A 23,695-nucleotide genomic window follows, 5' to 3' on the forward strand; every position below is an offset into this window, starting at 1 on the left:
AGAAAGTAATGGAAAATCTACATATCAGTAAAAGCAGTCTGCAAGAATGGTTTCACCAGATGGTGAAAAAGGAAATGCATATTTTTGCTCCTGTGCATTCAGGAGATAAAGTAGACTTCAAAAGAGTGACTTCTTACGATGAGGTAGCGACGGACTATGTGCAGACTACCCAGTCGGCTAAACGCTTTGCGTTCCCGAAAACAGAAGTGCTGTTCTCTTATCAGAAAGACAGGAAAGAAGCTACTTTGCAGGAAGCGGATATTAATGCAATTCCCGAAACGATTCTCTGGAAAATCCGTCCTTGTGATGCGGCAGGGTTTGCACCCCTTTCCGGTATTTTTAATTGGGATTATAAAGATAAACTATATAATGCCCGGCGGGAGAAAATGACATTAATCAGCTTCAGTTGTGCACAATGCGATGAATCATGTTTCTGTACTTCCGTTCACGGGGGGCCCGGTAATACTGCCGGCAGTGATATCCAGATTACGGAGTTGCCGGATCAGAGTGCATTGGTGGAAGTCTTGACAGCAAAAGGCAAAGCATTAGTTAAATTCTTTGTGAAAGAATATACACCTGCCGAAGAAATAGATAAGGAACAATATCTGGCATCCGTTCCCATTCGTTTCAATGTTGATAATGTACGGGAGAAGTTGGCGGGAGCATTCGACAGTCCTGTTTGGAAACAACAGTCCGAACGCTGTTTGGGATGTGGCGCATGCGCTTATGTTTGTCCAACCTGTGCCTGTTTTGATATTCAGGAAGATGCCAAAGGTTCGTCCGGTCATCGTGTCCGTTGTTGGGATTCTTGCGGCTTTTCGCTGTTTACCCTCCATACGTCAGGACATAATCCGCGTCCGACACAAAGCGCCCGTTGGCGTCAGCGCATTTTGCATAAGTTCTCCTATATGCCTGAACGGATACAGGAAACCGGTTGTACCGGATGCGGACGTTGTTCACGTGCCTGCCCGGTAGATATGAATATACTTGAACACTTAATATCGATATCAAGCCATGAATGAGCAGTCGAATATATATCTTCCGCACCTGATGGTGATTGAGAAGATAACCCATGAAGCTCCGGGAGTGAAGACTTTCCGGTTAAGATTTAAAGACGAGAAGGAAGGAGAAGCCTTTCACTTCAAAGCCGGACAGTTCGGTGAATACTCTGCGTTTGGTGAAGGAGAGTCAACTTTCTGTATTGCTTCGTCGCCTACTCGTAAAGGATATATCGAGTGTACATTCCGCCAGGCAGGACGGGTGACTACCGGACTTGCCAAACTGGAAGAAGGAGCTACCGTCGGTTTTCGCGGACCTTTCGGAAACACATTTCCGTTGGACGAGTGGAAAGGAAAGAATCTGTTGTTCGTTGCAGGTGGTATAGCACTTCCGCCGATGCGTTGCGTCATCTGGAATGCATTGGACAGGCGGGAAGATTTTAAAGATATAACGATTGTTTACGGAGCCAAGTCTGTTAACGACCTGGTATATAAAGAAGAGCTGAAAGAATGGGAAAACCGTCCGGATGTCAATCTGATAACTACGGTTGATCCCGGGGGGAGACTCCCGACTGGACAGGAAAAGTCGGTTTTGTACCTTCGGTGCTTGAGGCTGCTGCACCCGCCAGTGCAGATACTGTGGCAATAGTTTGCGGACCTCCGGTGATGATAAAGTTCACTTTTCCTGTATTGGAGAAGTTAGGCTTTGCCGATGAGAATATTTATACCACCCTGGAGAACCGGATGAAATGTGGTGTTGGAAAATGTGGACGGTGTAATGTCGGGAAGTTGTATGTCTGTAAAGACGGTCCCGTATTTACCAAAGCCCAGTTGAATGATATACCTCCTGAATACTAATGATAAGGTGTTTAAGGATTAAAATATTGTGTTTTCCGTTGTGAAACGGGAGTTACGTCGTATAAAAGCAAGGATATATACCGAAGTGATTTCAGGCAAATAATATCCGCCGATTGTTTTTATATGGTGATGAGGAATGCCCAGTGGGATTAACTTTCATGTGTGTCTAAATTTTATAATGGTTTCACCATTGGGCGCCTCTTCTTTATTTTGAATATGATTGTACAACCTAATTTTTATATTACTATGATTCATTTATTACTATCTACTCTTGCGATGATGGGGCTTACTTTCCTCATCGGTTTTTTTGTCGCTGCGGTCATCAAGTTGATTGCCTATGCGGCTGATTCATTTGATTTTTATAGTTCCCACCGTTTGGAGCTACTCCGGCTACGACGCTGGCGGCAGCATCGGCAGAAGGTGGAAAGATTAGTCCGGCAAATACCTATTGTAGATGAAGATGCTTTAGGAGATTCTCGTGAAGACTATAGTAGGGGGATTGACAGGAACTTTACTGGTTATCCCGGCTATTATCATGGAGTGAGTCCGGGAGCTTCGGAAAATAATCTGGTTAATTATTATTATTCGCAGGATACCCGTGAATTTTTTCTTCGGGAAGAAGAGCAGGTACATGCCAATAAGAAGAACTCAAAGAAACTGACTAACAACAAACAATGAAAGAAAACTAATTTATGGAAAATATAGATTTTGCTACCTTATTTCAAGGTATTGGTACAATGATGGCAAGCGGATGGGTGCTTGCTTCTGCAAGAGTTTTTCTGGTACTTCTCGGTCTGTTACTGATCTATTTGGGCTGGAAAGGTATCCTCGAACCTATGGTGATGATTCCGATGGGACTCGGAATGGTGGCTATCAACTGCGGAACACTGATGATGCCCGACGGCACACTAGGTAACCTCTTTCTCGATCCGATGCTTTCAGATACGGATCAATTAATGAATACCATGCAGATAGATTTCCTGCAACCTGTTTACACCCTGACGTTTAGTAATGGGCTCATAGCCTGCTTTGTCTTTATGGGTATCGGGGCGCTTCTGGATGTCGGATTCTTGCTTCAGAAACCATTTGCAAGTATATTCCTTGCTCTGTGTGCAGAACTGGGTACTTTCCTGACGGTTCCTATTGCTTCCGCTCTCGGCCTGACTCTCAAAGAAAGTGCATCAGTGGCGATGGTAGGTGGAGCAGACGGACCGATGGTCTTGTTTACTTCACTGGCATTGGCAAAGCATTTGTTTGTGCCTATTACGGTGGTTGCCTATCTTTATTTAGGATTGACATATGGAGGCTATCCTTACCTTGTGAAGCTGTTGGTTCCCAAACGTTTCCGTGCTATTAAGATGGTGACAAAGAAAGCTCCGAAGAATTACGATGCTAAAGTAAAACTGGCTTTCTCTGCTGTTCTTTGTGCTATTCTCTGTTTCTTATTCCCGGTAGCTTCTCCTTTGTTTTTCTCTTTGTTCCTGGGGGTTGCTGTTCGTGAGTCGGGTATGAAACACATCTATGATTTTGTGAGCGGTCCGTTGCTTTATGGATCGACTTTTATGTTGGGCGTGTTGCTGGGTGTACTTTGTGATGCACATCTGCTGCTCGATCCGAAGATATTGAAACTATTAGTATTAGGCATTGTAGCATTATTACTTTCCGGTATCGGAGGAATAATCGGAGGATATATCATGTATATTATTAAACGGGGTAATTACAATCCGGTCATCGGTATTGCAGCAGTTAGCTGTGTGCCGACTACCGCAAAGGTTGCACAAAAGATTGTAAGCAAAGATAATCCGGACTCATTCGTCTTGGGAGATGCCTTGGGAGCTAATATCTCGGGAGTAATTACTTCGGCTATTATTACAGGTATTTATATTACGGTGATTCCTTATTTATAAATAAAGGTATAGCAGTTTTTCTTGATACCGCTGGTGGTAATGCAAAACAGAAATGGTGAACAAAAGGTTTAAAGCTGTATGTTCACCATTTCTTAGTATATAGTAGAGAGGCGATAATTTACATTCCTTTATATAAAGCCTCCACTGTCTCTTTGACTCTTCGCACGGAAGTCACATTTCGTTCGTACTCGTTGATATGTACTGTTCCTCCCATTGATACAACTTCATTTCTGAATTTCATTTCACTTTGAATACTTTCACGTGCCGAGAAATGAAACTCATTGATTCCGGTTCCTGCCGCAATCCGCGCAATATTATTTTCATTTACTCCACAGCCGGCAAGTAACGTAATTCTTCCCGCAGCCAGTCCTTGCAATTCTTTTAAAAGACCGATACCTTGTTCAGCCGTAGGTTGCTGACCGGAAGTCAGAATACGGTTGCATCCCAGCTCGATGATCTCCTCCAATGCTTTTTGAGGATTACGACATACGTCGAATGCCCGGTGGAAGGTGACTGACAGCCCTTTAGAGGCTTCCATTAGAATCTGCATTGATGTTAAGTCTACTTCGCCGTCTGCTGTCAGGCAACCGAATACAACTCCGTCCGCTCCCAATTTTCGTGCGATTTCGATGTCTTTCAGCATTGTTCTGATTTCCATCTCCGAATAAAGAAAATCTCCTCCACGTGGCCGGATAATAACATGCAGGCGGGTATGAGCCAATACTTCTCTTGCAATGGCTATTTCACCATAGGAAGGGGTTGTCCCGCCTTCCGGTATTCCGGCACATAATTCCACGCGGTTGGCACCACCTTCCTGTGCAGCCAGACAGCTTTCCACTGAATTGGTACAAATCTCAATTTGATACTCTTCCATAGTCGTGTACTAAAAAAGGGCGAATTTCTTCGCCCTTATATGAATCTTCTTTTGAATAGTTGCTTTATTTAGCGAAACTAACCGCACGTGTTTCACGAATGACGGTAATTTTCACTTGTCCCGGATAAGTCATTTCATCCTGGATCTTCTTAGCGATTTCGCCTGACAGGCTTTCTGTCTGCTTGTCGTCAATCTTATCCGCACCAACGATCACGCGGAGTTCGCGTCCTGCCTGGATAGCATAAGTCTTTGTTACACCCGGATAAGCCATTGCCAATTGTTCGAGATCGTTCAGACGCTTGATGTAAGCCTCTACGATTTCGCGACGTGCACCCGGACGTGCACCGGAGATGGCGTCACATACCTGTACGATAGGAGCCAGTAAGCTGGTCATTTCCGTCTCGTCGTGGTGAGCACCGATAGCGTTGCAGATATCCGGTTTTTCTTTGTATTTCTCGGCAAGTTTCATACCCAGCAATGCGTGCGGCAATTCCGGTTCTTCATCAGGCACTTTACCGATATCATGCAGCAAACCTGCACGTTTCGCTTTCTTCGGGTTCAATCCCAGTTCAGATGCCATCACTGCACAAAGATTGGCTGTTTCACGTGCATGCTGCAACAAGTTCTGACCATAAGAAGAACGATATTTCATCTTACCGATGATACGGATCAATTCAGGATGCAGACCATGGATACCCAAGTCGATGGTTGTGCGTTTACCGGTTTCGATAATTTCTTCTTCCACCTGTTTGCGAACTTTAGCTACCACTTCCTCGATACGGGCCGGATGGATACGTCCGTCGGTCACAAGCTGATGCAGTGCCAAGCGGGCAATTTCACGGCGAACCGGGTCGAAAGCAGAAAGAACGATTGCTTCCGGAGTGTCGTCAACAACGATTTCAACGCCGGTAGCAGCTTCCAAAGCACGGATATTACGTCCTTCACGTCCGATAATACGTCCTTTGATTTCATCTGATTCAATATGGAATACCGTAACAGAGTTTTCGATGGCAGTTTCCGTAGCTACCCGTTGGATAGACTGGATAACGATCCGTTTCGCTTCTTTGCTGGCAGTTAACTTGGCATCATCCATAATGTCGTTGATGAATGATTGTGCCTGCGTTTTAGCTTCTTCTTTCAGTGATTCTACCAAACGTTCTTTAGCTTCCTCGGCAGACAATCCGGAGATTGCTTCCAGTTTCTCGATTTCCTGTTGTTGCAGTCTGTCGAGTTCATCTTTTTTCTTATCGACAATGACAAGTTGCGCTTCCAGATTCTCTTTTACAGCTTCGGCTTCCATCTTTTTACGTTGGATTTCTTCCTGACGCTGGCTAAGAACCATTTCGCGTTGTTTCAGTTTGTTTTCCGCTTGCTGAATCTTCTGATTCCGCAATGCTACCTCCTTTTCAAGATCTGCTTTTTTATTCAGGAATTTCTCCTTTACTTCAAGCAGCTTGTTTTTCTTAATTACTTCCGCTTCCGTCTCCGCTTCTTTCAGGACATTATCGTATTTGGATTTCAGTACATACCGGAATAGTATATATGAAAGGATTCCTCCTACGATGAAGCAGGCAATTGCTGTTGCTATTATTGCTATCATTCTACATTTAATTTAAGTATATAAATAAAAACGCACCGCCAAATATCAAAGCATATACTTTTGCTTGGATATTGTGCAGTGCGTGGTTGTTTTATCTCTTATCAGTGAATAGCCGGTCAGGATTCATTCCTCCTTAAAATAATCCTCCAGCAATTCTGTCAGTTCTTTTACCTTCTCCACATAGGGGCTGGTATCATTACGTTGCATCAATTGCAGTCTCTCTAACGAGAACTGATAGGCTACCATGGCAATAATTTTCTCCGGTTCCAGGTTCTTATAAACCTCCCGATACTTATTAAGCCTGATATTTACCTGCTTGGCGGCTTCCCGTACCATTTCTTCTTCCTCACGGTTGATGGTTAGCGGATAGTTTGAATCTGCTATCTGCAGGTTTATCTTTATTTTATCGTTCATACATCTTCTTCTTATTCATTCAACAAAGCGATGCATTTATCGACTTCACGCACTAATTTTGACAATCGCAGCTTCGTCTCTTTTACGTCGCTGCCGTTAAGGCTGATTGCCGTAGCTGTTTTTAGGTTTGTATAGCTGACTTCCAATTCATTGTATTGAGCTTGTACCTTCTCGTTTTTCAGCTTTTCATTATCGAGAAGCTTCTTCAACTCGGCATTTTCACGCTTTAGTTCATCGTGTAAATAAATCAAATGCCGGAGTTGCGTTTCAAAGGAATTCAATAACTTTTTTTCTTCTTCTGTCATCACTACACCAAAATTGTACACAAAAATACGATTAACTCTGATATTACAAAAACTTTTTATGAGAAAATGTTCTTTTTAGCCTAAATTAGCCATGAACGGAGGGGAAAGTAGAGTATTGCATAGGAAGTAAGTGCCGACTGCTTTTATAATATAAGGTATATATAAGTATGTGTTCATAATTAGTCTATATAATAATTTAGGCACGGATTACACGGATTAACGCGGTTGCTTCGCGGCAATGACAACACTAAAGACCGTGTAATCCGTGTTATCCGTGCCTGAAAAAATAGAGATTGATTGGTAATCTCTCTATTTACAGCTCAAACCGGCTCTTTTCCCAGCATTTTGAACAATTTTTGTCCTTTATTGATTTGTCATTTTCCTTCTTTGCTGATAAATACCAGTATGTTTGCGTACCGAACTGACGGGCTCAAATTATAAACATAAACATTTGTATTATCTAACCATGAAAAAGTATTATTTACTATCTCTTGTGGCAGCTTCTTTGATGGGAGCAACTTGTATTCAATGTACTTCTCCGAAACAAAAAAGTGGTGAGAATGCTCTTCCGCAGAAGAGTGAATTGTTTGCAAAATTACCGGATTGTTGTCCGACTCCGGATGGAATGGCTATCGCTCCTAATGGAGATTTGATTCTGGCCTGTCCGAATTTTGCAGATATCACGCAGCCTGCTTGTCTGATGCGCATCACTAAAAATGGCGAGATTGCGAAATGGATGGATGTTCCGGTGTTGGAAGAAACCGGCTGGGCTTCTCCGATGGGGATTGCCTTTAATGAAGAGGGTGATCTGTTTATTTGCGACAATCAGGGTTGGAGCGGAACAGAGAAAGCACAGAATAAAGGACGTGTTCTTCGTCTGAAGTTTGAAAACGACCAATTAAAGGAAACAATCACTGTGGCATCCGGTATGGAGCATCCTAACGGACTGCGTATCCGTAACGGGAAATTGTACGTCACCCAGAGTTCATTATCACAGATAAAAGATCCTTCGGGATTGTTGGTCAGCGGGGTATATTGCTTTGATATGAATGACCGTGATGTGGCAGTGACTAATACATTAGAAGATAAAAACCTTATTACCACCGTTATCACAAAGAACCCGGAAGTGCAATATGGACTGGATGGAATTGTTTTCAACGAAGCGGGCGACCTCTTTGTAGGGAACTTCGGTGATGGAGCTGTTCATCGCATAAAGATGGATGTGGAAGGGAATGTACTTAGTAATGATGTATGGGCGCAAGATACCACCCAGTTACGTACCACGGACGGAATGTGTATAGACGATAAAGGTAATATCTGGGTAGCGGATTTCTCGGCAAATGCAGTTGCACGTATTGATAAAGACGGAAAAATTCAGCGTATTGCTCAAAGTCCTGACTGTGACGGAAGCGACGGAGGTCTGGATCAGCCGGGTGAACCTATCGTATGGAACGGACAGGTGATTGTATCCTGCTTCGACTTGGTGACCGGACCGGATAAGGTAAACACGAAACACGACAAGCCTTTCACACTGGCTAAGTTGTCTTTGGAATAAATAAACAACCCCGAACTACTATTATAAACCTAAAAAACACATTATCAATTATATGAAACAATATCTATCGACCTTTGCCGGCTCTGCTATCTGTGGCGGATTTGCGTTTGGCATTTGGCCGGAACTTTGGAAGACATACGGTCTGATGGGAGGCTGGTTGGCAGCCACACTGATTATCGGCATTATGTGGTATATGAACCATTATCATGGAGCTATTCTGAATCCTCCGGGAAAAATATGGCTGGATCAGGGCTGGTGTATCGGTTCTGCCGGGATTGCCTGGGGAATTGTCCGCTTTCAAGGCGACATCACCAATTTCTTTTATGCAGTGCCTACCTTAATCTGTTGTCTGATAGGAGGTGCCTTGGCAGGAATATTAGTATGGAAAATCCGTTCGTGCGATTGTGCCCGGAAGATAAACTAAGGAGGAAAGAACAATGAGCGAATGGTTACAGACTTATAATGAATTCTTCGGCATGCATCATGCCGGAATCATCACATCTATTTTCGGAGCTTTTGCCGTCACCTTTACCGTGTTGATGAGTTGGCCTAAATTAGTAAAGGACTTTGGTCCGATAGGTGGATTTATGGCGGCCGCCCTTATTATCGGTACTTTTTGGATAGTCAATCACAAACTGCCCGGATTTGGTTTTTCCACCGGACTCTTAAATGATGCTGAAGGTCTGCCGATGCAATTCAGTTTGATTCATCAGGGAAATCGCGGCAGTGCTCCCTGGGTAGATATGGGATGGGCGATTGCGATGGGCTTCATTCTGGCCGATGTACTTTGCGCACCGAAAGGCACGCGTGGGGGACTAATGAAAGAAGCATTTCCCCGTTGGCTGGTGATTATCCTGGGCGGTATCGTCGGTGGTATTTTCGTCGGACTTACCGGATACACGAATGCGGCACTCTGAATCAATTAACTGAAAAGAAGAAAGAACATATATGTATATATTAGCACATGACTTGGGTACCAGCGGTAATAAAGCAACCTTATTCGACGAATCGGGATTGTTGATTGCTTCACGTACAGCCGCATACCCTACAGATTACGCTTCCGGCAACCGGGCGGAACAGAATCCGCTCCATTGGTGGAAAGCGATTGTAGATACCACGCAGACACTTCTCCAACTGGTATCTCCCAATGATATTGCCGGTGTGGCACTTAGCGGACAAATGATGGGTTGTCTTTGTGTGGATAAAAACGGTCACCCGCTTCGTCCTCACATGCTTTATTGCGACCAGCGTTCGCAGGAAGAAGAGACTATTCTTTCCGAAAAGATAGACCCGCTTCATTTCTATGAAATCACGGGACACCGGATCAGCGCTTCCTATTCCATCGAGAAACTGATGTGGGTAAAGAAGCACGAACCGGAAATCTTTGCACAGACAGCCAAGATATTGAATGCCAAGGATTATATCAACTTCCGCCTCTGCGGCACTCTAGCCACAGATCCCTCGGATGCTTCGGGTACCAATGCATACGACCTGAACCGTTGGCAATGGAGTGAAGAAATCATAGAAGCTGCCGGACTCGATCTTTCCTTATTCCCGGAAGTCCGTTCGTCTATTGACGTGATCGGTGAAGTGACCAACGAAGCTGCCCGTGAAACAGGACTGCTTGCCGGAACACCCGTAATCTGTGGTGGAGGCGATGGTAGTTGTGCCGGAGTAGGCGTCGGCTGTGTGGCTCCGGGTAGCGCATACAACTATCTGGGGTCTTCCTCTTGGGTAGCTCTGACAGTAGAAAAGCCGATTGTAGACGAACAACGCCGCACCATGAATTGGGCGCACGTAGTGCCGGGCATGCTGCATCCGTCGGGAACGATGCAGGCGGCAGGCTCTTCCTACAACTGGATGATTAACCAACTCTGCCAGCACGAGCAGGCATTGGCTGCTCAACTCGGACGTAGCGTGTTCGAACTGATTGACGAACAGATCCTTTCCTCTCCGATAGGAGCCAATAAACTCCTATTCTTACCTTATATGCTTGGTGAACGTACTCCCCGTTGGAATGTAGATGCCAAAGGAGCATTTATCGGTCTGACGCTGGGGCATACACATGGTGATATGCTACGTGCTGTGATGGAGGGAATTACTCTCAATCTGGGATTTATCGTCAATATCTTCCGCAAACACGTTCCCATCGACCAGGTGACGGTGATTGGAGGATGTGCGCAAAACCCTGTATGGCGTCAGATGATGGCAGATATTTATCAGGCGGAAATCCGTGTACCTAATTATCTGGAAGAGGCTACTTCGATGGGAGCAGCTATTCTGGCAGGTATCGGTGCGGGAGTCTTTAAAGACTTCTCTGTGATAGACCGCTTTGTCCGTATTGAACAGACCGTGCAGCCGATTCAGGAAAACGTGAAGAAGTATGAGACTTGGATGCCTGTTTTTGATAAAGCTTATCACGCCTTGTGCGATATGTATACTGAAATTGCAAAAACTGAATTATAATCTGTATAAAACCTAATAATCGAATGAAAACAGTAATAGTGCCGGCTCCTGGCAAAATAGAAATACGACAGGTGGAAACTCCTGTTATCAATGCTTATCAGGCATTGGTGAAAACGGAAATGGTCGCTTTGTGTAATGCGACTGACAGTAAACTGATAGCCGGAAAATTCCCCGGAGTGGATACTTATCCATTGGCTTTGGGGCATGAAAATGCCGGAATTGTAGTGGCTGTCGGTGAAAAAGTACGTAACTTTAAGGTAGGCGACCGTGCTATTGGCGGTCTTATTTCCGATTTTGGCGCGCAAGGTGTCAATAGCGGCTGGGGTGGTTTCAGCGAATATGTGGTAGTGAACGACTTTGAGGTACTGAAAGAAGAGGGACTGGCTACCCCCGAACAGGGATGCTGGGACAGTTTTGAGATTCAGAACACAGTTCCTTCTCATGTGCAACCGGAAGAAGCGGTCATCTCTTGTACCTGGCGCGAAGTGTTGGGAGCTTTCAAGGATTTCAATCTGACTCCGGGGAAAAAGGTGATTGTAGTAGGCTCCGGTCCTGTAGGATTGAGCTTTGTGAAGTTGGGTAAATTGTTCGGTCTGGGACAGATTGACATTGTCGATATGCTTCCCGCTAAACTGGAAGTTGCCCGCCGGATGGGAGCAGACAACGGATATACACCCGCCGAAATCAGTACTCCGGAATTTATTGCCGCGGCTAATCGCTCTTATGATGCTGTCATTGATGCGGTAGGACTGGATGTAGTCGTAAATTCCGTATTACCATTGGTGAAGATGGGTGGAGATGTGTGTGTCTATGGCGTTATGACTAAGAATCCAACCTTCGACTTATCGAAAGCTCCTTATAACTTCGACCTGCACATGCATCAATGGCCTACCCGTTCCGAAGAAAAGGCGGCAATGACCACATTGGCACAATGGATTGAAGAGGGCAGACTTTCTGCATCCGACTTTATCACGCATCGCTTTGCGATAGAAGAAATAGAAGAAGCCTTTGCTGCCGTGAAGCGGGGTGAAGTATTGAAATGCGTATTGATTTTTTAAGAAACTGTATATTTATAATAACTTATTAAACGACTCAAAATAATGGAAAAGAAGAATATAAACGAAGTGATTGCAGAATTATCAGTAGAGCAGTTGGCTGGTATGATCGACCATACATTCCTGAAACCTTTCGGTGATGCATCACCTATTGAGAAACTTTGTGCGGAAGCCCGTCAGTATCAGTTTGCAATGGTAGCCATCAATCCTGCGGAAGTAGAAATTTGTGTGAAGTTGCTTGAAGGATCAGGAGTGCGTGTAGGAGCCGCTATCGGTTTTCCGTTGGGACAGAACACTGTAGAGTGCAAAGCATTTGAAACCCGTGATGCCATTGCCAAAGGTGCTACTGAAATAGATACAGTCATCAATGTTCGTGCTTTACAGAAAGGACAGATTGAAATTGTAAAGAAAGAGATTGAAGACATGGTTTCTATCTGCAAACCTGCCGGTGTGATCTGTAAAGTCATTCTTGAAACTTGTTATCTGACGGATGAAGAGAAAGAAACCGTATGTCGTATAGCTAAAGAAGCCGGAGTGGATTTTGTGAAAACCTCTACCGGATTTGGTACAGCAGGAGCAACGGTGCAGGATGTAGCATTGATGCGTCGTGTGGTAGGACCTACTATCGGAGTGAAAGCAGCAGGTGGTATTCGCGATCTGGATTCTGCGTTGGCATTGATTCAGGCGGGCGCTACCCGTATTGGTACATCAAGCGGTATTCAGATTATAGAATCCTATAAGGAACTGAAGAAAGGTTTGTAATCGTTCTCTTTTCAGGAAGGTAAATTTAAGGTAAATAAGAAGATAAAATGATAAGATCGAAATTAATGAAGCTGTTGAAGTGTGGGATGGCATGCTGTGTGTTCCTCTCCATCGTAGCATGGCAGACGAAAGACACTTCCCTTCAGCCTACCGATGCGAAAGGTTTTATCGTCGAGATTCAGAAGAAATACGCGGAAATTCAGGCGATAAAACAGAAAGGTAATCAGGAAGAAACAGAAAACAAGATAAAAGCCGTGCACCGGAGATTGATGCGTGCCTATCCGGTCTATTACGATTGGTGGCTACAGGATGGAACAACGGGTGATGTAGACTGGTTTAACAAGAGTTTTAATCAGGAACTTTCCGTGCGTTTACAGAAGCTGAACATCAAAGCTGCCGTGACTAATGCTCCGGAAAGCATCGAATCAGCTTTCCTGTCTTATCTGAAAGCGTGTGAACAAAGACGTATCAAGCGTTTGGAAGCCTTCACTGCAGATAAACCGGAGATTGTTTTTACAAAGTACAGAACGTTGCGTCCCTCTTTCTTTGCTTATACCGAAGGAGTGTCGGATGCCCGTGCTGAATGCAACTACATTGCGGGCGGTGCGTTGGCGAAATTGAAGATGAATGGAATTTGGGCGGAAGTAGAAACCATGCTGACAGATGAAGAAGGAGTAGTGCGTGATCCGAATCTTCATTTTGATGGTCAGCATCTGCTTTTCTCCTGGAAGAAATCCCGCAAGGAAGATGACTTCCATCTGTATGAAATGGATTTAAAGACACGGGAAATCAAGCAGCTGACTTTCGGAAAAGGACATGCCGACATTGAAGGCATTTACTTGCCGGATGACAATATCCTGTTCAACTCTACCCGTTGCGGAAGTACGGTAGACTGCTGGTTTACAGAAGTCAGCAATATGTATCTCTGCGACAGGGAGGGGCGTTATATGCGTCAGGTCGGTTTCGACCAGGTGCATACGGTAACACCGACTTTGTTGGATGATGGTCGGGTGGTCTATACTCGCTGGGATTACAATGACCGCGGCCAGATATGGGCGCAGCCTTTGTTCCAAATGAATCCCGATGGAACAGGACAGGCTGAATATTACGGAATGAATAGCTGGTTTCCGACAACGGTGGCACAGATTCGTCAGATTCCCGGTACTCGTAAGTTGATGGGAGTTTTTATGGGTCACCATACTCCTCAACATGGCAAACTGGGTATCATAGATCCTGAAGCCGGACGTGATGAGAATGAAGGTGTTATGTTCGTAGCTCCGGTTCACAAACCGGAACCGGAACGTATTGACGGTTATGGAAAGTTTACCGATCAGTTCCAGCATCCTTTTCCATTGAGCGAGATGGAATTTTTAATATCGTATACTCCGTTGGGTTATTACGTCGGACATCCGATGGAATTTGGTGTTTATTGGATGAATGCGGACGGAGAACGTGAATTACTCGTATCCGACGCACGCATATCCTGCAACCAGCCTGTGTTGGTCGCTCCCCGTAAACGTCCGTTCCGCCGTTCATCTTCGGTAGATTATACAAAGAATGAAGGCGTATATTATATGCAGAATATCTACGAGGGTAATGGATTGAAAGGTGTGAAACCAGGAACTATCAAACAGTTGCGTGTGGTGGAAATCCAGTTCCGTGCAGCAGGTGTAGGTGAAGTGAACGGTAATGATAAAGGTGGAGGAGCTATCATGAGTTCTCCGGTAGGAGTGGGCAATGCCGCCTGGGATGTGAAGAGAGTGTTGGGAGTGACGGAAGTATATCCTGACGGTTCCGCATTCTTTAAAGTTCCTGCACGCCGGCCGCTTTATTTCCAGGCATTGGACGAAAACGGGCGTGTAGTGCAAACAATGCGTAGTTGGTCTACTTTGCAGCCGAACGAAGTGCAGAGTTGTGTAGGATGCCACGAACATAAGAACACGGTTCCCGTAGCAGGGCATCCGGTATCTATGGCAATGGACAAAGGTGTCAAAGTATTGGCTCCGGAAGATGAGATGGGCGAACGCAATTTCAGTTACCTGAAAGAAATTCAACCTATCTGGGACAGACATTGTATCTCTTGTCACGATGGAGTGAAGCAACCGATGAGCCTGAAAGGTGAATTGAAGGTAATGGATAAACAAAGTAAAAGAAAATATACCGATTCTTATTTGAGCCTGACGCATGCCACTAAGAAAAAAGACGAAGGAGCATGGCGAGGCAACGCACACCATCTGGAAGTAAACTGGATCAGCGCTTTGTCCGAACCTACGTTGCTGCCGCCTTATTTTGCAGGTTCCAACAAGAGTAATCTGATTAAACGTCTGGAAAGCGGACATGGAGGAACCAAACTGACTCCTCAGGAAATACGAAAAGTAGCTCTCTGGATTGACTTGCTTGTGCCCTTTATCGGAGACTACCGTGAAGCGAACAACTGGTCGCAAAAGGATCTCGACTTCTATAACTATTACGATAAGAAGCGGGAAGCAGCCCGTGCGGAAGATCAGGAGAATATTCGTCAATACATTCAATCCCTTCAAACTAAACAAGAGAAAAAATGAAAAAGAAGATATTGATACCTGTTGGTATGGCTGCCATATTTCTTTGTGCGGCTTGGCAAGAAGCGGAAACGACGGTTTCACCGGACCGTTTGTTTCTGGCAGACAATGGGAAATCCTTGTTTGTAACAAACAGGGCAGGCTGTGAACTCATCAAGATGTCGTCCGACGGACAGAAAATGGAAAAGAAAGTCTCTTTCTCGTCTCCTGTCAATGCCATGACGCAGGATGCGAATGGTAAACTCTGGGTAGTATGTGACGGAAACTACGGCACCATGTACGAACTGGATGGAAAGAAACTCTCCGTACAATCCAAAACAAAAAGCGGAGCTACTCCTTCGGACATTCTATATAATCCGTTGTCTAAATCTCTTTGGGTGACGCAGCGGTTCAACAACGAACTTTGGGAGATTGATCCGGCCACCCGTAAGGTGAAAACTAAAATAGCTGTCGGCCGCGAACCGGTGTCGATGGCTGCTTTTGCAGGTGATTCCTGTCTGCTGATAGCCAATAATCTGCCGGAAATGCCTTCTACGGCTTATCCGATTGCAGTACAGCTCGATATGGTAGATGTGCTTTCGAAAAAGGTTTCGGGACGTGTTATGTTGCCGAACGGTTCTACGGATGTGAAGTCGGTAGCGGTGGATGAGAATCATACTTTTGCGTATGTCACTCATTTAATCTCCCGCTATCAGTTGCCTACCAATCAGCTGGATAGAGGATGGATGGCTACAAATACATTATCCATCATTGATTTGAAGGCAAGAAAGTGGCTCACTTCCGTCATCTTGGACACTCCACAGAAAGGAGCAGCCAATCCGTGGTCGGTAATTGTTACCCCGGATGATAAGCAGATCATAGTAGCTGCTGCCGGTAGTCAGGAATTGGTGCGTATCGATCGCATTGCTTTGCATGAACGTCTTGGGAAAGCGAAACAAGGGGAAATGGTTACTCCTTCCATGAAAGCGTGGGGCAATATACCTAATGATGCGGGATTCTTGTATGGCATCCGTGACTTCATTCCTACACAGGGAAAAGGGCCGCGTTCGGTCGTAGCTACGGGAGGTAAAATTTATACTGCCAACTATTATACGTCGGAATTGGTGTCTATGGATTTGAACGGTAAGAATGTGCAGAAGCAGATTTTGGGTGTTCCATTGGCATTCACTAAAGTTGGTAAGGGAGATATGTACTTCCATGATGCAACCATTTGTTTCCAGAACTGGCAAAGTTGTGCAACCTGTCATCCGAATGATGCACGCATGGACGGGCTTAACTGGGACTTGCTGAATGATGGCATGGGTAATCCGAAGAATACGAAAACACTCTTGCTTTCCCATCAGACTCCGCCTTGTATGGCGACCGGTATTCGTAAAAATGCCGAAGTAGCCGTTCGTTCGGGAGTGAAATATATCCTGTTTATGGAGGGAAATGATGAGATCTACGAATCTATCGACGAATATCTGAAATCTCTGAAGCCTCTGCCAAGCCCTTATCTTGAGAATGGTAAACTTTCTGCGAAAGCGAAAAGAGGGAAGAAGATATTTGAAGAAAACTGCGCGAGTTGCCATTCCGGAGAATACTATACGGATCAGAAGCAATATAAAGTGGATTGGACTACCGGACCTGATAAAGGACTGGCTATGGACGTTCCTGCTCTGAATGAATGTTGGCGTACGGCTCCTTATCTGTATGACGGTCGTAGCTATTCGATGAAAGATATGTTAAAGGTACACGGACCTCATAAGCCTGTTTCTGATAAAGAACTGGAAGAGTTGGAGGAATATGTATTGTCTTTGTAATTTTGAATGATTAGTTATGACAAGAATATATAGTGCGATTTTGATATTTCTGTTCTCTGCATCTCTGTTGGCACAGACCCGGACGTTTGCAGGAACAGATTATTCACAGGGAATCGTCTTTGTGATGGAAAACAATCAGATTGTATGGCAGCACAAAGCTCCCGACTCTAATGATTTATGGGTATTGCCTAATGGCAATATCCTTTTCACCACTGGGCACGGGGTACTCGAAATGACCCGTCAGAACGATACAATCTTCCATTACGAGTCTAAAAGTCCGGTCTTTGCCTGTCAGCGGTTGAAGAACGGCAATACGTTTGTGGGCGAATGTACCACGGGACGTATGCTGGAAATCTCTCCTAAAGGTAAGATTGTGAAAGAAGTCTGCATCCTGCCGGAGGGAGTGAAAGAGAAAGGTTTTGCGTTTATGCGTAATGCACGTCGCTTGGATAACGGGCATTTTCTGGTAGCACATTACGGACCGCAATGTGTGACGGAATATGACACGAACGGCAAAGAGGTGTGGAAACTGGATGTTCCCGGCGGACCGCATTCTCTGACTCGTTTGCCCAACGGACATACGCTGATTGCCGTAGCAGATAAAGACCAGAATCCGAGAATTATCGAAGTAACGGCAGATGGAAAGACTGTTTGGGAATTATCGAATGCGGATATTCCCGGAAAACCGTTGAAGTTTCTGGGAGGTTTTCAGTATTTTTCTGACGGACGCATCCTGATAACGAACTGGACGGGACATGTGAATCCGAAAGAGAAAGTACACATGTTGTTGGTAGACCGTCAAAAGAAAGTGCTTTATTCTTTGGAGAATACTCCGGGGCTGAAGACGATGTCATCTGTCTATAGCATGGACGTTCCGGCAGGTGTTACCTCCTATCATTAATAAGTATAGTTCATCAGAAAAAACATTGAAATTTGCAGTATGAAGTATCATCGAATCATATGTAATTTGTATAAAACGACAGGAAACAGTTGGGAACAGATGGCGGAGGAATTACTTTCATCCGCTGTCCGCGAAGAGAGGGTGCTCCGTCTTGTACTCTTTACACGCTGTACGGATAATCAGGAATACAAGTTTCAGCGTTCCTTTCTGGAACAATGGGTGGAGCGGCATTTCGTTTCTCCCCGTCCGGTGGTTTCGCTGGTGGCTCAAAAGCCTTTGGTAGCAGACTTGGTATTGGAGGTACATTCGTTGGTGGAGATTACGGATGAGGCAGTCACCATAGAGGAACAAATTAGTTCTTTCTCTGTCCGCTACCTGCGGATCATGACTCCTCACTATCGGGAAATAATAGTGGGGGGACTTTACGCGGATGATTTGAATCTGCCTGTTCGCGAACAATCGGAACAAGCTTTCAGGAAGGCAGAAGAGATCTTAAAGGCGGAACAGATGAATTTTGGCAACATTGTCCGTCAGTGGAATTATCTGGAAAATATCACGGATATTGCACATGGCAATCAGTGTTATCAGGATTTCAATGATGTGCGTACTCTGTTCTATGCTTCTTCGGAATGGGAATCGGGATATCCGGCAGCAACGGGGATTGGCACACAGCATGGCGGTGTTCTGATTGATTTCAATGCTGTCAGTGGAGAAGTGAATATTGCTCCTTTAGATAACGACTGGCAACGGGCTGCTCATGTCTATTCGGATGAGGTGTTGATTAGCCATCGGGCGGATGGGAAGAAGGGAACTCCTAAATTTGAAAGAGGAAAGTCGCTGTCCGACCGTCGGCAGGAGGTGATTTATATTTCCGGCACGGCTGCTATCCGTGGCGAGGAAAGTGTAACGACCGGAGATGTTCTCTCTCAAACGGAAATCACTCTTGAAAATATCCAGCATTTGATCGGCTTGGAAGAGGGTAGGGGAGAAACTACCGGAACATTCCGGTAAGTTGGGACTTCTTCGTGTATATCTCAAGAATGAAGAGGATGCGCCAGCTGTGAAAGCAGACTTGGATAAACTCTGCCCGGATATTCCTATCATATATCTTTATGCGGATGTATGCAGAGAGGAATTGCTGGTAGAAATTGAAGGAATTGCTTATTTATAACTGCCTCATTTATAAAAGCATTGTTTATTATAAAAGAAAAACAGATGAAATTGATTCGACTGATCGCTTCACCGGTATTGATGTACATATTAGCGGGACTTTATGCCCTGATATTGGCGGTAGCCACTTTGGTGGAAAACTCTTATGGTCCTGCCGTTGCCCGTGAATCTTTTTATTATGCTCCCTGGTTTATACTGTTGCAGTTGTTGCAGGCAGTCAATTTATTGGCTATGTTTCTTCAGGGAAACTATTTTAAGAGAATTAGTAAAGGCAGTCTGATTTTTCATGGAGCTTTTCTTTTTATCTGGTTGGGGGCTGCTGTCACTCACTATGTAGGGGTGACGGGTATCATGCATATCCGTGAAGGGGAAACGGCAAATAGCATGATGAAAGAGGAAGGAACAGGGATGGAAAATGCTTCCCTGCCTTTCTCTGTAACTCTGAATGATTTCCGGTTGCAGCGCTATCCGGGTTCTCATAGCCCGATGTCTTATGAAAGTGACCTGGTGATTAAAAGAGAAAATGAATCTCCTTTACAGGCAACCATACGAATGAATAAAGTGGTTGATGTGGATGGTTACCGTCTGTTTCAGTCTTCATTCGATTCTGACGAACAAGGCACTGTGTTATCTGTGAGCTATGACCGTCCCGGTATGCAGCTTACATATACGGGATATTTCCTTTTACTGGTAGGTTTTGTCTTGACATTGTTCAGTAAGAAATCCCGTTTCGGGCGGTTGCGCAGAGAATTGGGAGAAATGAAAAAGAATACCCCTTTCTGCTTATTGCTCTTTCTGGCTTTATCCGGCATCTCCAATATGCAGGCATTGCGTGCACAACAACCGGCTGTCTCTTCACAACAATCTCTCGTCGCTTCACAATTACCTTGTGTTTCTTCCTTACATGCCGAAAAGTTTGGCAATCTGGTAGTGCTTAACCCTAACGGACGTCTCGAACCCGTCAACAGTTACACATCTGCCATTTTACGCAAATTGTATGGAGCCGATAAACTGAATGGCATTAATTCAGATCAATTCTTTTTGAATCTACTTTCTTTTCCCGATGAATGGGGAGCTTTTCCTTTTATCAAAGTTGATAATAAAGAACTTCTTCAACGCTTCGGCAGAGATGGCAAATACATCGCCTGGCAAGATGTATTTAATGCAGACGGTAACTATATCCTGACGAATGAACTGAACACAATTTACGCTAAACCGGCTACGGAGCGCAAACGATTGGACTCGGATTTATTAAAACTGGATGAATCGGTAAACATCGTATATCGCATCATGCAACACCAATTGTTACCGCTTTTTCCGGATGGAAACGATTTGCAGGGAAAATGGTATTCACCAGGTGATGACTTGAGCGCTTTTCATGGGAAAGATTCTCTATTTGTAACTAAAATCATGGACTGGTATATCTATGAGCTAGGAAATGGAGTTCGTTCCAACAACTGGAAGGAAGCGGACAAGGTAGTTGAAATGATGAATGTCTACCAACAAGCAAAGGCTAAAGTTCCTGCTATTGACAACCGGAAAGTGAAAGCCGAACTTCTCTATAATCAACTGGATTTATTTTTCTGGTGTCGTCTGGCTTACTTGATTTTGGGTGGTATCCTACTTTTCATTGCCTGCGGAGAGATGATTGCGGACTTTAAATGGGGAAGAAAAATTAGCAGTATTCTGATTGCTCTTCTGGCAATCGCTTTTCTCACACATACGGCAGGTGTCTTGTTACGTTGGTATATTTGCGGACATGCCCCTTGGGCGAATGCTTACGAGTCGATGATATGTACTTCCTGGATGCTGGTAGGTAGCGGACTCCTGTTTGCCCGCCGATTCCGTATTCTTCCCGCATTGGCGGGACTATTGGGCGGAATCATGCTTTTTGTAGCAGGACTAAATCACCTGAATCCGGAAATTACTCCTTTAGTCCCGGTACTTCAATCTTATTGGCTGATGTCTCACGTCGCTATCATTATGATCGGTTACGTCTTTTTTGCTCTTTGTGCGCTGACAGGGTTGTTTAATCTTGTATTGATGAGTTTGCTTTCCGCCACCAACCGGGTGAAACTCTTGTTCCGTATCCGTGAACTGACGCTACTGAATGAAATGGCAATGATTCTCGGTCTGTTCTTTATGACCGCCGGAACATTTCTTGGAGCTATCTGGGCCAATGTCTCTTGGGGTAGATATTGGGGATGGGACCCTAAAGAAACTTGGGCATTGATTTCAATCGTTGTCTATGCATTGGTGCTTCATATCCGCTTTATTCCTCTCCTGAAAGGAAAGACCACCTGGTGTTTTAATCTGCTTTCCGTTGTTGCCGTCCTTTCGGTTATAATGACTTGGTTTGGGGTGAACTACTATTTGAGCGGTCTGCATTCTTATGGAAAAACCGAAGGAGGAGATTTCTTGTTGTGGATATGGGGATTGGGTGTATGCCTCGTACTTGTTTTGGCGTTGTTTGCCCGCAGACGTTTAAAGAAACTCTCTGCCACATTTTCGTCTTTCTTTTAAGTATTATACGGGGAGAAACAAAAATGTGGCAGATCATATAATCAATGACTTATCTCTGAAAATAGCCGAAAATAAGAGAAGTTTACAGGAAACATATACGGAGTTTCTGCTTTTTTCGGAAGGAAAACTGCATTTTATTGCCAATTATTTGAATTTCAGTATTTTGATTGTTCTATTGTCGTGTTTCCATCCTTTTTCTATTTCTGCATATTGTTCCAGTTCTTTGGTTGTGATTCCTCGTCCCGTATTCAGTCCCATCTTTTTATATACTTGTTTCAGCATACTTTTCACTTCCTGAACGGAAAGCTCCGAACCTATGGGAAAAGTACGTTGGATAGAGCTACGCATCTGCCCTGATTGTTTAATCGTATGCTCACTGCTTACATTCAATGCAGTCCGTAATTTATTCTCATTATAGTCAGATTCACGAATGAAATCTCCTCCAAATCGGCAGAAACAATCGTATATATACCTGTCATTGGTCGTAGTAAGCAGATTTCCCAGCATACGTTGGTAGCGTTTTTGTACTTTCTTGTCAGTAGTGCGGCTCATTTTTTCCATTTCTTCCAGTTTGCGGACGATAAGTTCTGCCCGTTTCTTTTTGCCAGGCGATGCTGGATTGCCATACGTTCATTATCCGAAACCGGCATGAGACGTTCCTCATGAGAGAATATAAAATAATCGGTCTGTTGATAGACACTGCAAAGCAGATCGGTGGATGTGTATAGTCGCTTCACTTGCTCTTTCTCATATAAATTTGCTATTAGAAACGGATCAGGTTTTCCATTCGCATCCAGATAGGGGAGATATGAATTTTCTCCGATAGCTTCCTGCAACAAAGTACGTTCACCAATATTGGACGTTTGTGCCAGTTGAGTTTTCCATCCGTTGAAGATATGGGAAGCGCCTTGTATCCAACTATCAATCTCATTGGTTGACATACATTCCAGATCCGGGCGGATGGAAGCGATATGTGTCACGGTATTTACTCCTCCTCGGAATCGTCCGATGATTTGAATGGCTTCGGTAGTAGGATCGATAACCGATTGGGTTGCGCCATGCAAATCACTGATGAGAATCACATGTGGCGGGTTTTTACATATGATATCCACCGCGGAGTAGAAACGTGAAGTGAAGAAGTTGTAACGTTCCAGTTCAGTAATCATCATTGATTTTTTGCGTCGGTTGCCTTTCCATAGTTTGTATTGTCCGTCTTCACTACAGAAAGTGCAGGCATTGTTCAATTCGGGAATCAATCGGTAGAAACTATCTATCGAATCAATACTGTTGCAGAAGATGCAGACCGTGCCGCGCTTCGCTTCAATCACCTCCTGCAACGTTTCCAGAACATTGTTGGTAGTGATTAGTTTCAGCTTTTGACGATATTCGTAATCCGGCTGAATCAGTACCCGCATGAAACTGTCGAAGCGATTGTCTTTTTCGGGTACGATGGGAGTGGCCGAAATCAATGCCTTATGCTGAAAATGGAAAAAATCATTCATCGGTTCGCGGATAGAATCACGGTAATGCACGTCCTGCACTAGCTTTTCACATTCATCAAACAAGATGAAACACTCTGTATACATATCTATATTTACAGCCAGCATGGCTTCTTTGATTTTGGTGAAGCCTTCGGGAGTAGTCAACAGTTTGTAATGTTTGTCTTGGTTCTTCTCCAGAAAGTCTGTGATTTGCCGGACGCTGACTCCTTTATAGATAGCCAATGAATTTTTGTGTACCTTTGCTTTAGACTCAATAACAGGTACGTTGGGCTCAATAATGATAGACTTTCGGGGTGCCGTCAATTCGCAGTGTGTAGCTCCCAATCCGGGAAGGAGTTTATTAATGATACAATTGGTCGGGATGAAGTCTTTGCCGGCACGTTTCAATGCATCCGCAAAGTATTCACCTTTTCGGATGGAGTAGATTCTATCGTATTCCATGTTG

23 protein-coding genes are annotated in these 23,695 nt (G+C 44.5%); 17 read left to right on the plus strand and 6 right to left on the minus strand.

Going from position 1 to position 23,695, the window contains the following annotated elements; genetic code table 11:
• Positions 1-8 precede the first annotated feature (8 nt).
• From NXX38_RS13445 to NXX38_RS13465, 5 genes are all read left to right on the plus strand, one after another.
• The gene (locus NXX38_RS13445) at positions 9-1,022 is read left to right on the plus strand and encodes a 4Fe-4S dicluster domain-containing protein (protein WP_258979721.1); all 1,014 of its coding nucleotides are present in this window, start codon (positions 9-11) and stop codon (positions 1,020-1,022) included.
• Positions 1,015-1,647: an FAD/NAD(P)-binding protein gene (locus NXX38_RS13450; protein WP_258979723.1), complete on the plus strand. Its 633-nt coding sequence runs from the start codon at positions 1,015-1,017 to the stop codon at positions 1,645-1,647. The genes NXX38_RS13445 and NXX38_RS13450 overlap by 8 nt, the downstream gene beginning before the upstream one ends.
• Positions 1,638-1,856 (plus strand): hypothetical protein, encoded by a 219-nt coding sequence (locus NXX38_RS13455; protein WP_258979724.1) that lies wholly within the window; start codon positions 1,638-1,640, stop codon positions 1,854-1,856. The genes NXX38_RS13450 and NXX38_RS13455 overlap by 10 nt, the downstream gene beginning before the upstream one ends.
• A gap of 246 nt (positions 1,857-2,102) precedes the next feature.
• A complete protein-coding gene (locus tag NXX38_RS13460; protein WP_074557926.1) occupies positions 2,103-2,534 on the plus strand; it encodes a hypothetical protein in 432 nt (143 codons plus the stop codon).
• Positions 2,535-2,548: 14 nt separating this feature from the next.
• Positions 2,549-3,763 carry a sodium ion-translocating decarboxylase subunit beta gene (locus tag NXX38_RS13465; RefSeq protein ID WP_258979727.1) on the plus strand — a complete coding sequence of 405 codons (1,215 nt, stop codon included), beginning with the start codon at positions 2,549-2,551 and terminating at the stop codon, positions 3,761-3,763.
• Positions 3,764-3,881: 118 nt separating this feature from the next.
• Here NXX38_RS13465 and NXX38_RS13470 read toward each other — a convergent pair whose 3' ends face one another.
• The 4 genes from NXX38_RS13470 to NXX38_RS13485 form a co-directional block, all read right to left on the minus strand.
• Complete coding sequence (locus NXX38_RS13470; RefSeq protein WP_258979728.1) at positions 3,882-4,637, minus strand: copper homeostasis protein CutC; 756 nt, start codon at positions 4,635-4,637, stop codon at positions 3,882-3,884.
• Positions 4,638-4,701: 64 nt separating this feature from the next.
• Positions 4,702-6,237, minus strand: coding sequence for a ribonuclease Y (gene rny / locus NXX38_RS13475; protein ID WP_074557854.1), 1,536 nt, complete (start codon positions 6,235-6,237; stop codon positions 4,702-4,704).
• Positions 6,238-6,360: 123 nt separating this feature from the next.
• The gene (locus NXX38_RS13480; RefSeq protein WP_074557855.1) at positions 6,361-6,651 is read right to left on the minus strand and encodes a cell division protein ZapA; all 291 of its coding nucleotides are present in this window, start codon (positions 6,649-6,651) and stop codon (positions 6,361-6,363) included.
• A gap of 11 nt (positions 6,652-6,662) precedes the next feature.
• Positions 6,663-6,956: a hypothetical protein gene (locus NXX38_RS13485; protein WP_074557927.1), complete on the minus strand. Its 294-nt coding sequence runs from the start codon at positions 6,954-6,956 to the stop codon at positions 6,663-6,665.
• 466 nt (positions 6,957-7,422) lie between these two features.
• Here NXX38_RS13485 and NXX38_RS13490 point away from each other — a divergent pair, with 466 nt between their 5' ends.
• From NXX38_RS13490 to ccsA, 12 genes are read left to right on the plus strand one after another with little or no spacing between them, the layout of a single operon-like run.
• A complete protein-coding gene (locus tag NXX38_RS13490) occupies positions 7,423-8,511 on the plus strand; it encodes an SMP-30/gluconolactonase/LRE family protein (RefSeq protein WP_258979730.1) in 1,089 nt (362 codons plus the stop codon).
• A gap of 52 nt (positions 8,512-8,563) precedes the next feature.
• The gene (locus NXX38_RS13495; protein ID WP_004325051.1) at positions 8,564-8,935 is read left to right on the plus strand and encodes a Lin0368 family putative glycerol transporter subunit; all 372 of its coding nucleotides are present in this window, start codon (positions 8,564-8,566) and stop codon (positions 8,933-8,935) included.
• Between the two features lie 13 nt (positions 8,936-8,948).
• The gene (locus NXX38_RS13500; protein WP_258979738.1) at positions 8,949-9,428 is read left to right on the plus strand and encodes a Lin0368 family putative glycerol transporter subunit; all 480 of its coding nucleotides are present in this window, start codon (positions 8,949-8,951) and stop codon (positions 9,426-9,428) included.
• A gap of 31 nt (positions 9,429-9,459) precedes the next feature.
• On the plus strand, positions 9,460-10,977 hold the full coding sequence (gene xylB / locus NXX38_RS13505; protein ID WP_258979740.1) for a xylulokinase: 1,518 nt from the start codon (positions 9,460-9,462) through the stop codon (positions 10,975-10,977).
• Positions 10,978-11,000: 23 nt separating this feature from the next.
• The gene (locus NXX38_RS13510; protein WP_258979742.1) at positions 11,001-12,035 is read left to right on the plus strand and encodes a zinc-binding dehydrogenase; all 1,035 of its coding nucleotides are present in this window, start codon (positions 11,001-11,003) and stop codon (positions 12,033-12,035) included.
• Positions 12,036-12,077: 42 nt separating this feature from the next.
• Positions 12,078-12,794, plus strand: coding sequence for a deoxyribose-phosphate aldolase (deoC, locus tag NXX38_RS13515; protein ID WP_148364428.1), 717 nt, complete (start codon positions 12,078-12,080; stop codon positions 12,792-12,794).
• A 47-nt stretch (positions 12,795-12,841) separates the two neighbouring features.
• Positions 12,842-15,355 carry a hypothetical protein gene (locus NXX38_RS13520; RefSeq protein ID WP_258979750.1) on the plus strand — a complete coding sequence of 838 codons (2,514 nt, stop codon included), beginning with the start codon at positions 12,842-12,844 and terminating at the stop codon, positions 15,353-15,355.
• Positions 15,352-17,154, plus strand: a complete 1,803-nt coding sequence (locus NXX38_RS13525; protein ID WP_258979752.1) for a c-type cytochrome — start codon at positions 15,352-15,354, stop codon at positions 17,152-17,154. Before NXX38_RS13520 ends, NXX38_RS13525 begins: the two co-directional genes overlap by 4 nt.
• A 16-nt stretch (positions 17,155-17,170) precedes the next feature.
• Positions 17,171-18,055, plus strand: coding sequence for an aryl-sulfate sulfotransferase (locus NXX38_RS13530; protein WP_258979753.1), 885 nt, complete (start codon positions 17,171-17,173; stop codon positions 18,053-18,055).
• A gap of 39 nt (positions 18,056-18,094) precedes the next feature.
• Complete coding sequence (locus NXX38_RS13535) at positions 18,095-19,066, plus strand: PTS cellobiose transporter subunit IIC (protein WP_258979755.1); 972 nt, start codon at positions 18,095-18,097, stop codon at positions 19,064-19,066.
• A gap of 1 nt (position 19,067) precedes the next feature.
• Positions 19,068-19,226 (plus strand): hypothetical protein, encoded by a 159-nt coding sequence (locus NXX38_RS13540; protein WP_258979756.1) that lies wholly within the window; start codon positions 19,068-19,070, stop codon positions 19,224-19,226.
• A 44-nt stretch (positions 19,227-19,270) separates the two neighbouring features.
• Positions 19,271-21,748 carry a cytochrome c biogenesis protein CcsA gene (gene ccsA / locus NXX38_RS13545; protein WP_258979761.1) on the plus strand — a complete coding sequence of 826 codons (2,478 nt, stop codon included), beginning with the start codon at positions 19,271-19,273 and terminating at the stop codon, positions 21,746-21,748.
• A 144-nt stretch (positions 21,749-21,892) separates the two neighbouring features.
• On the opposite strand, the gene NXX38_RS13550 is transcribed toward ccsA, so the two are convergent.
• On the minus strand, positions 21,893-22,309 hold the full coding sequence (locus NXX38_RS13550) for a hypothetical protein (protein ID WP_258979762.1): 417 nt from the start codon (positions 22,307-22,309) through the stop codon (positions 21,893-21,895).
• Entirely contained in the window at positions 22,297-23,691 is a 1,395-nt protein-coding gene (locus NXX38_RS13555; protein WP_258979763.1) for a hypothetical protein, read from the minus strand. Before NXX38_RS13555 ends, NXX38_RS13550 begins: the two co-directional genes overlap by 13 nt.
• Positions 23,692-23,695: the final 4 nt, after the last annotated feature.

The organism is Bacteroides sp. BFG-637, assembly GCF_024793605.1.
Classification (GTDB): Bacteria; Bacteroidota; Bacteroidia; order Bacteroidales; family Bacteroidaceae; genus Bacteroides; species Bacteroides vicugnae.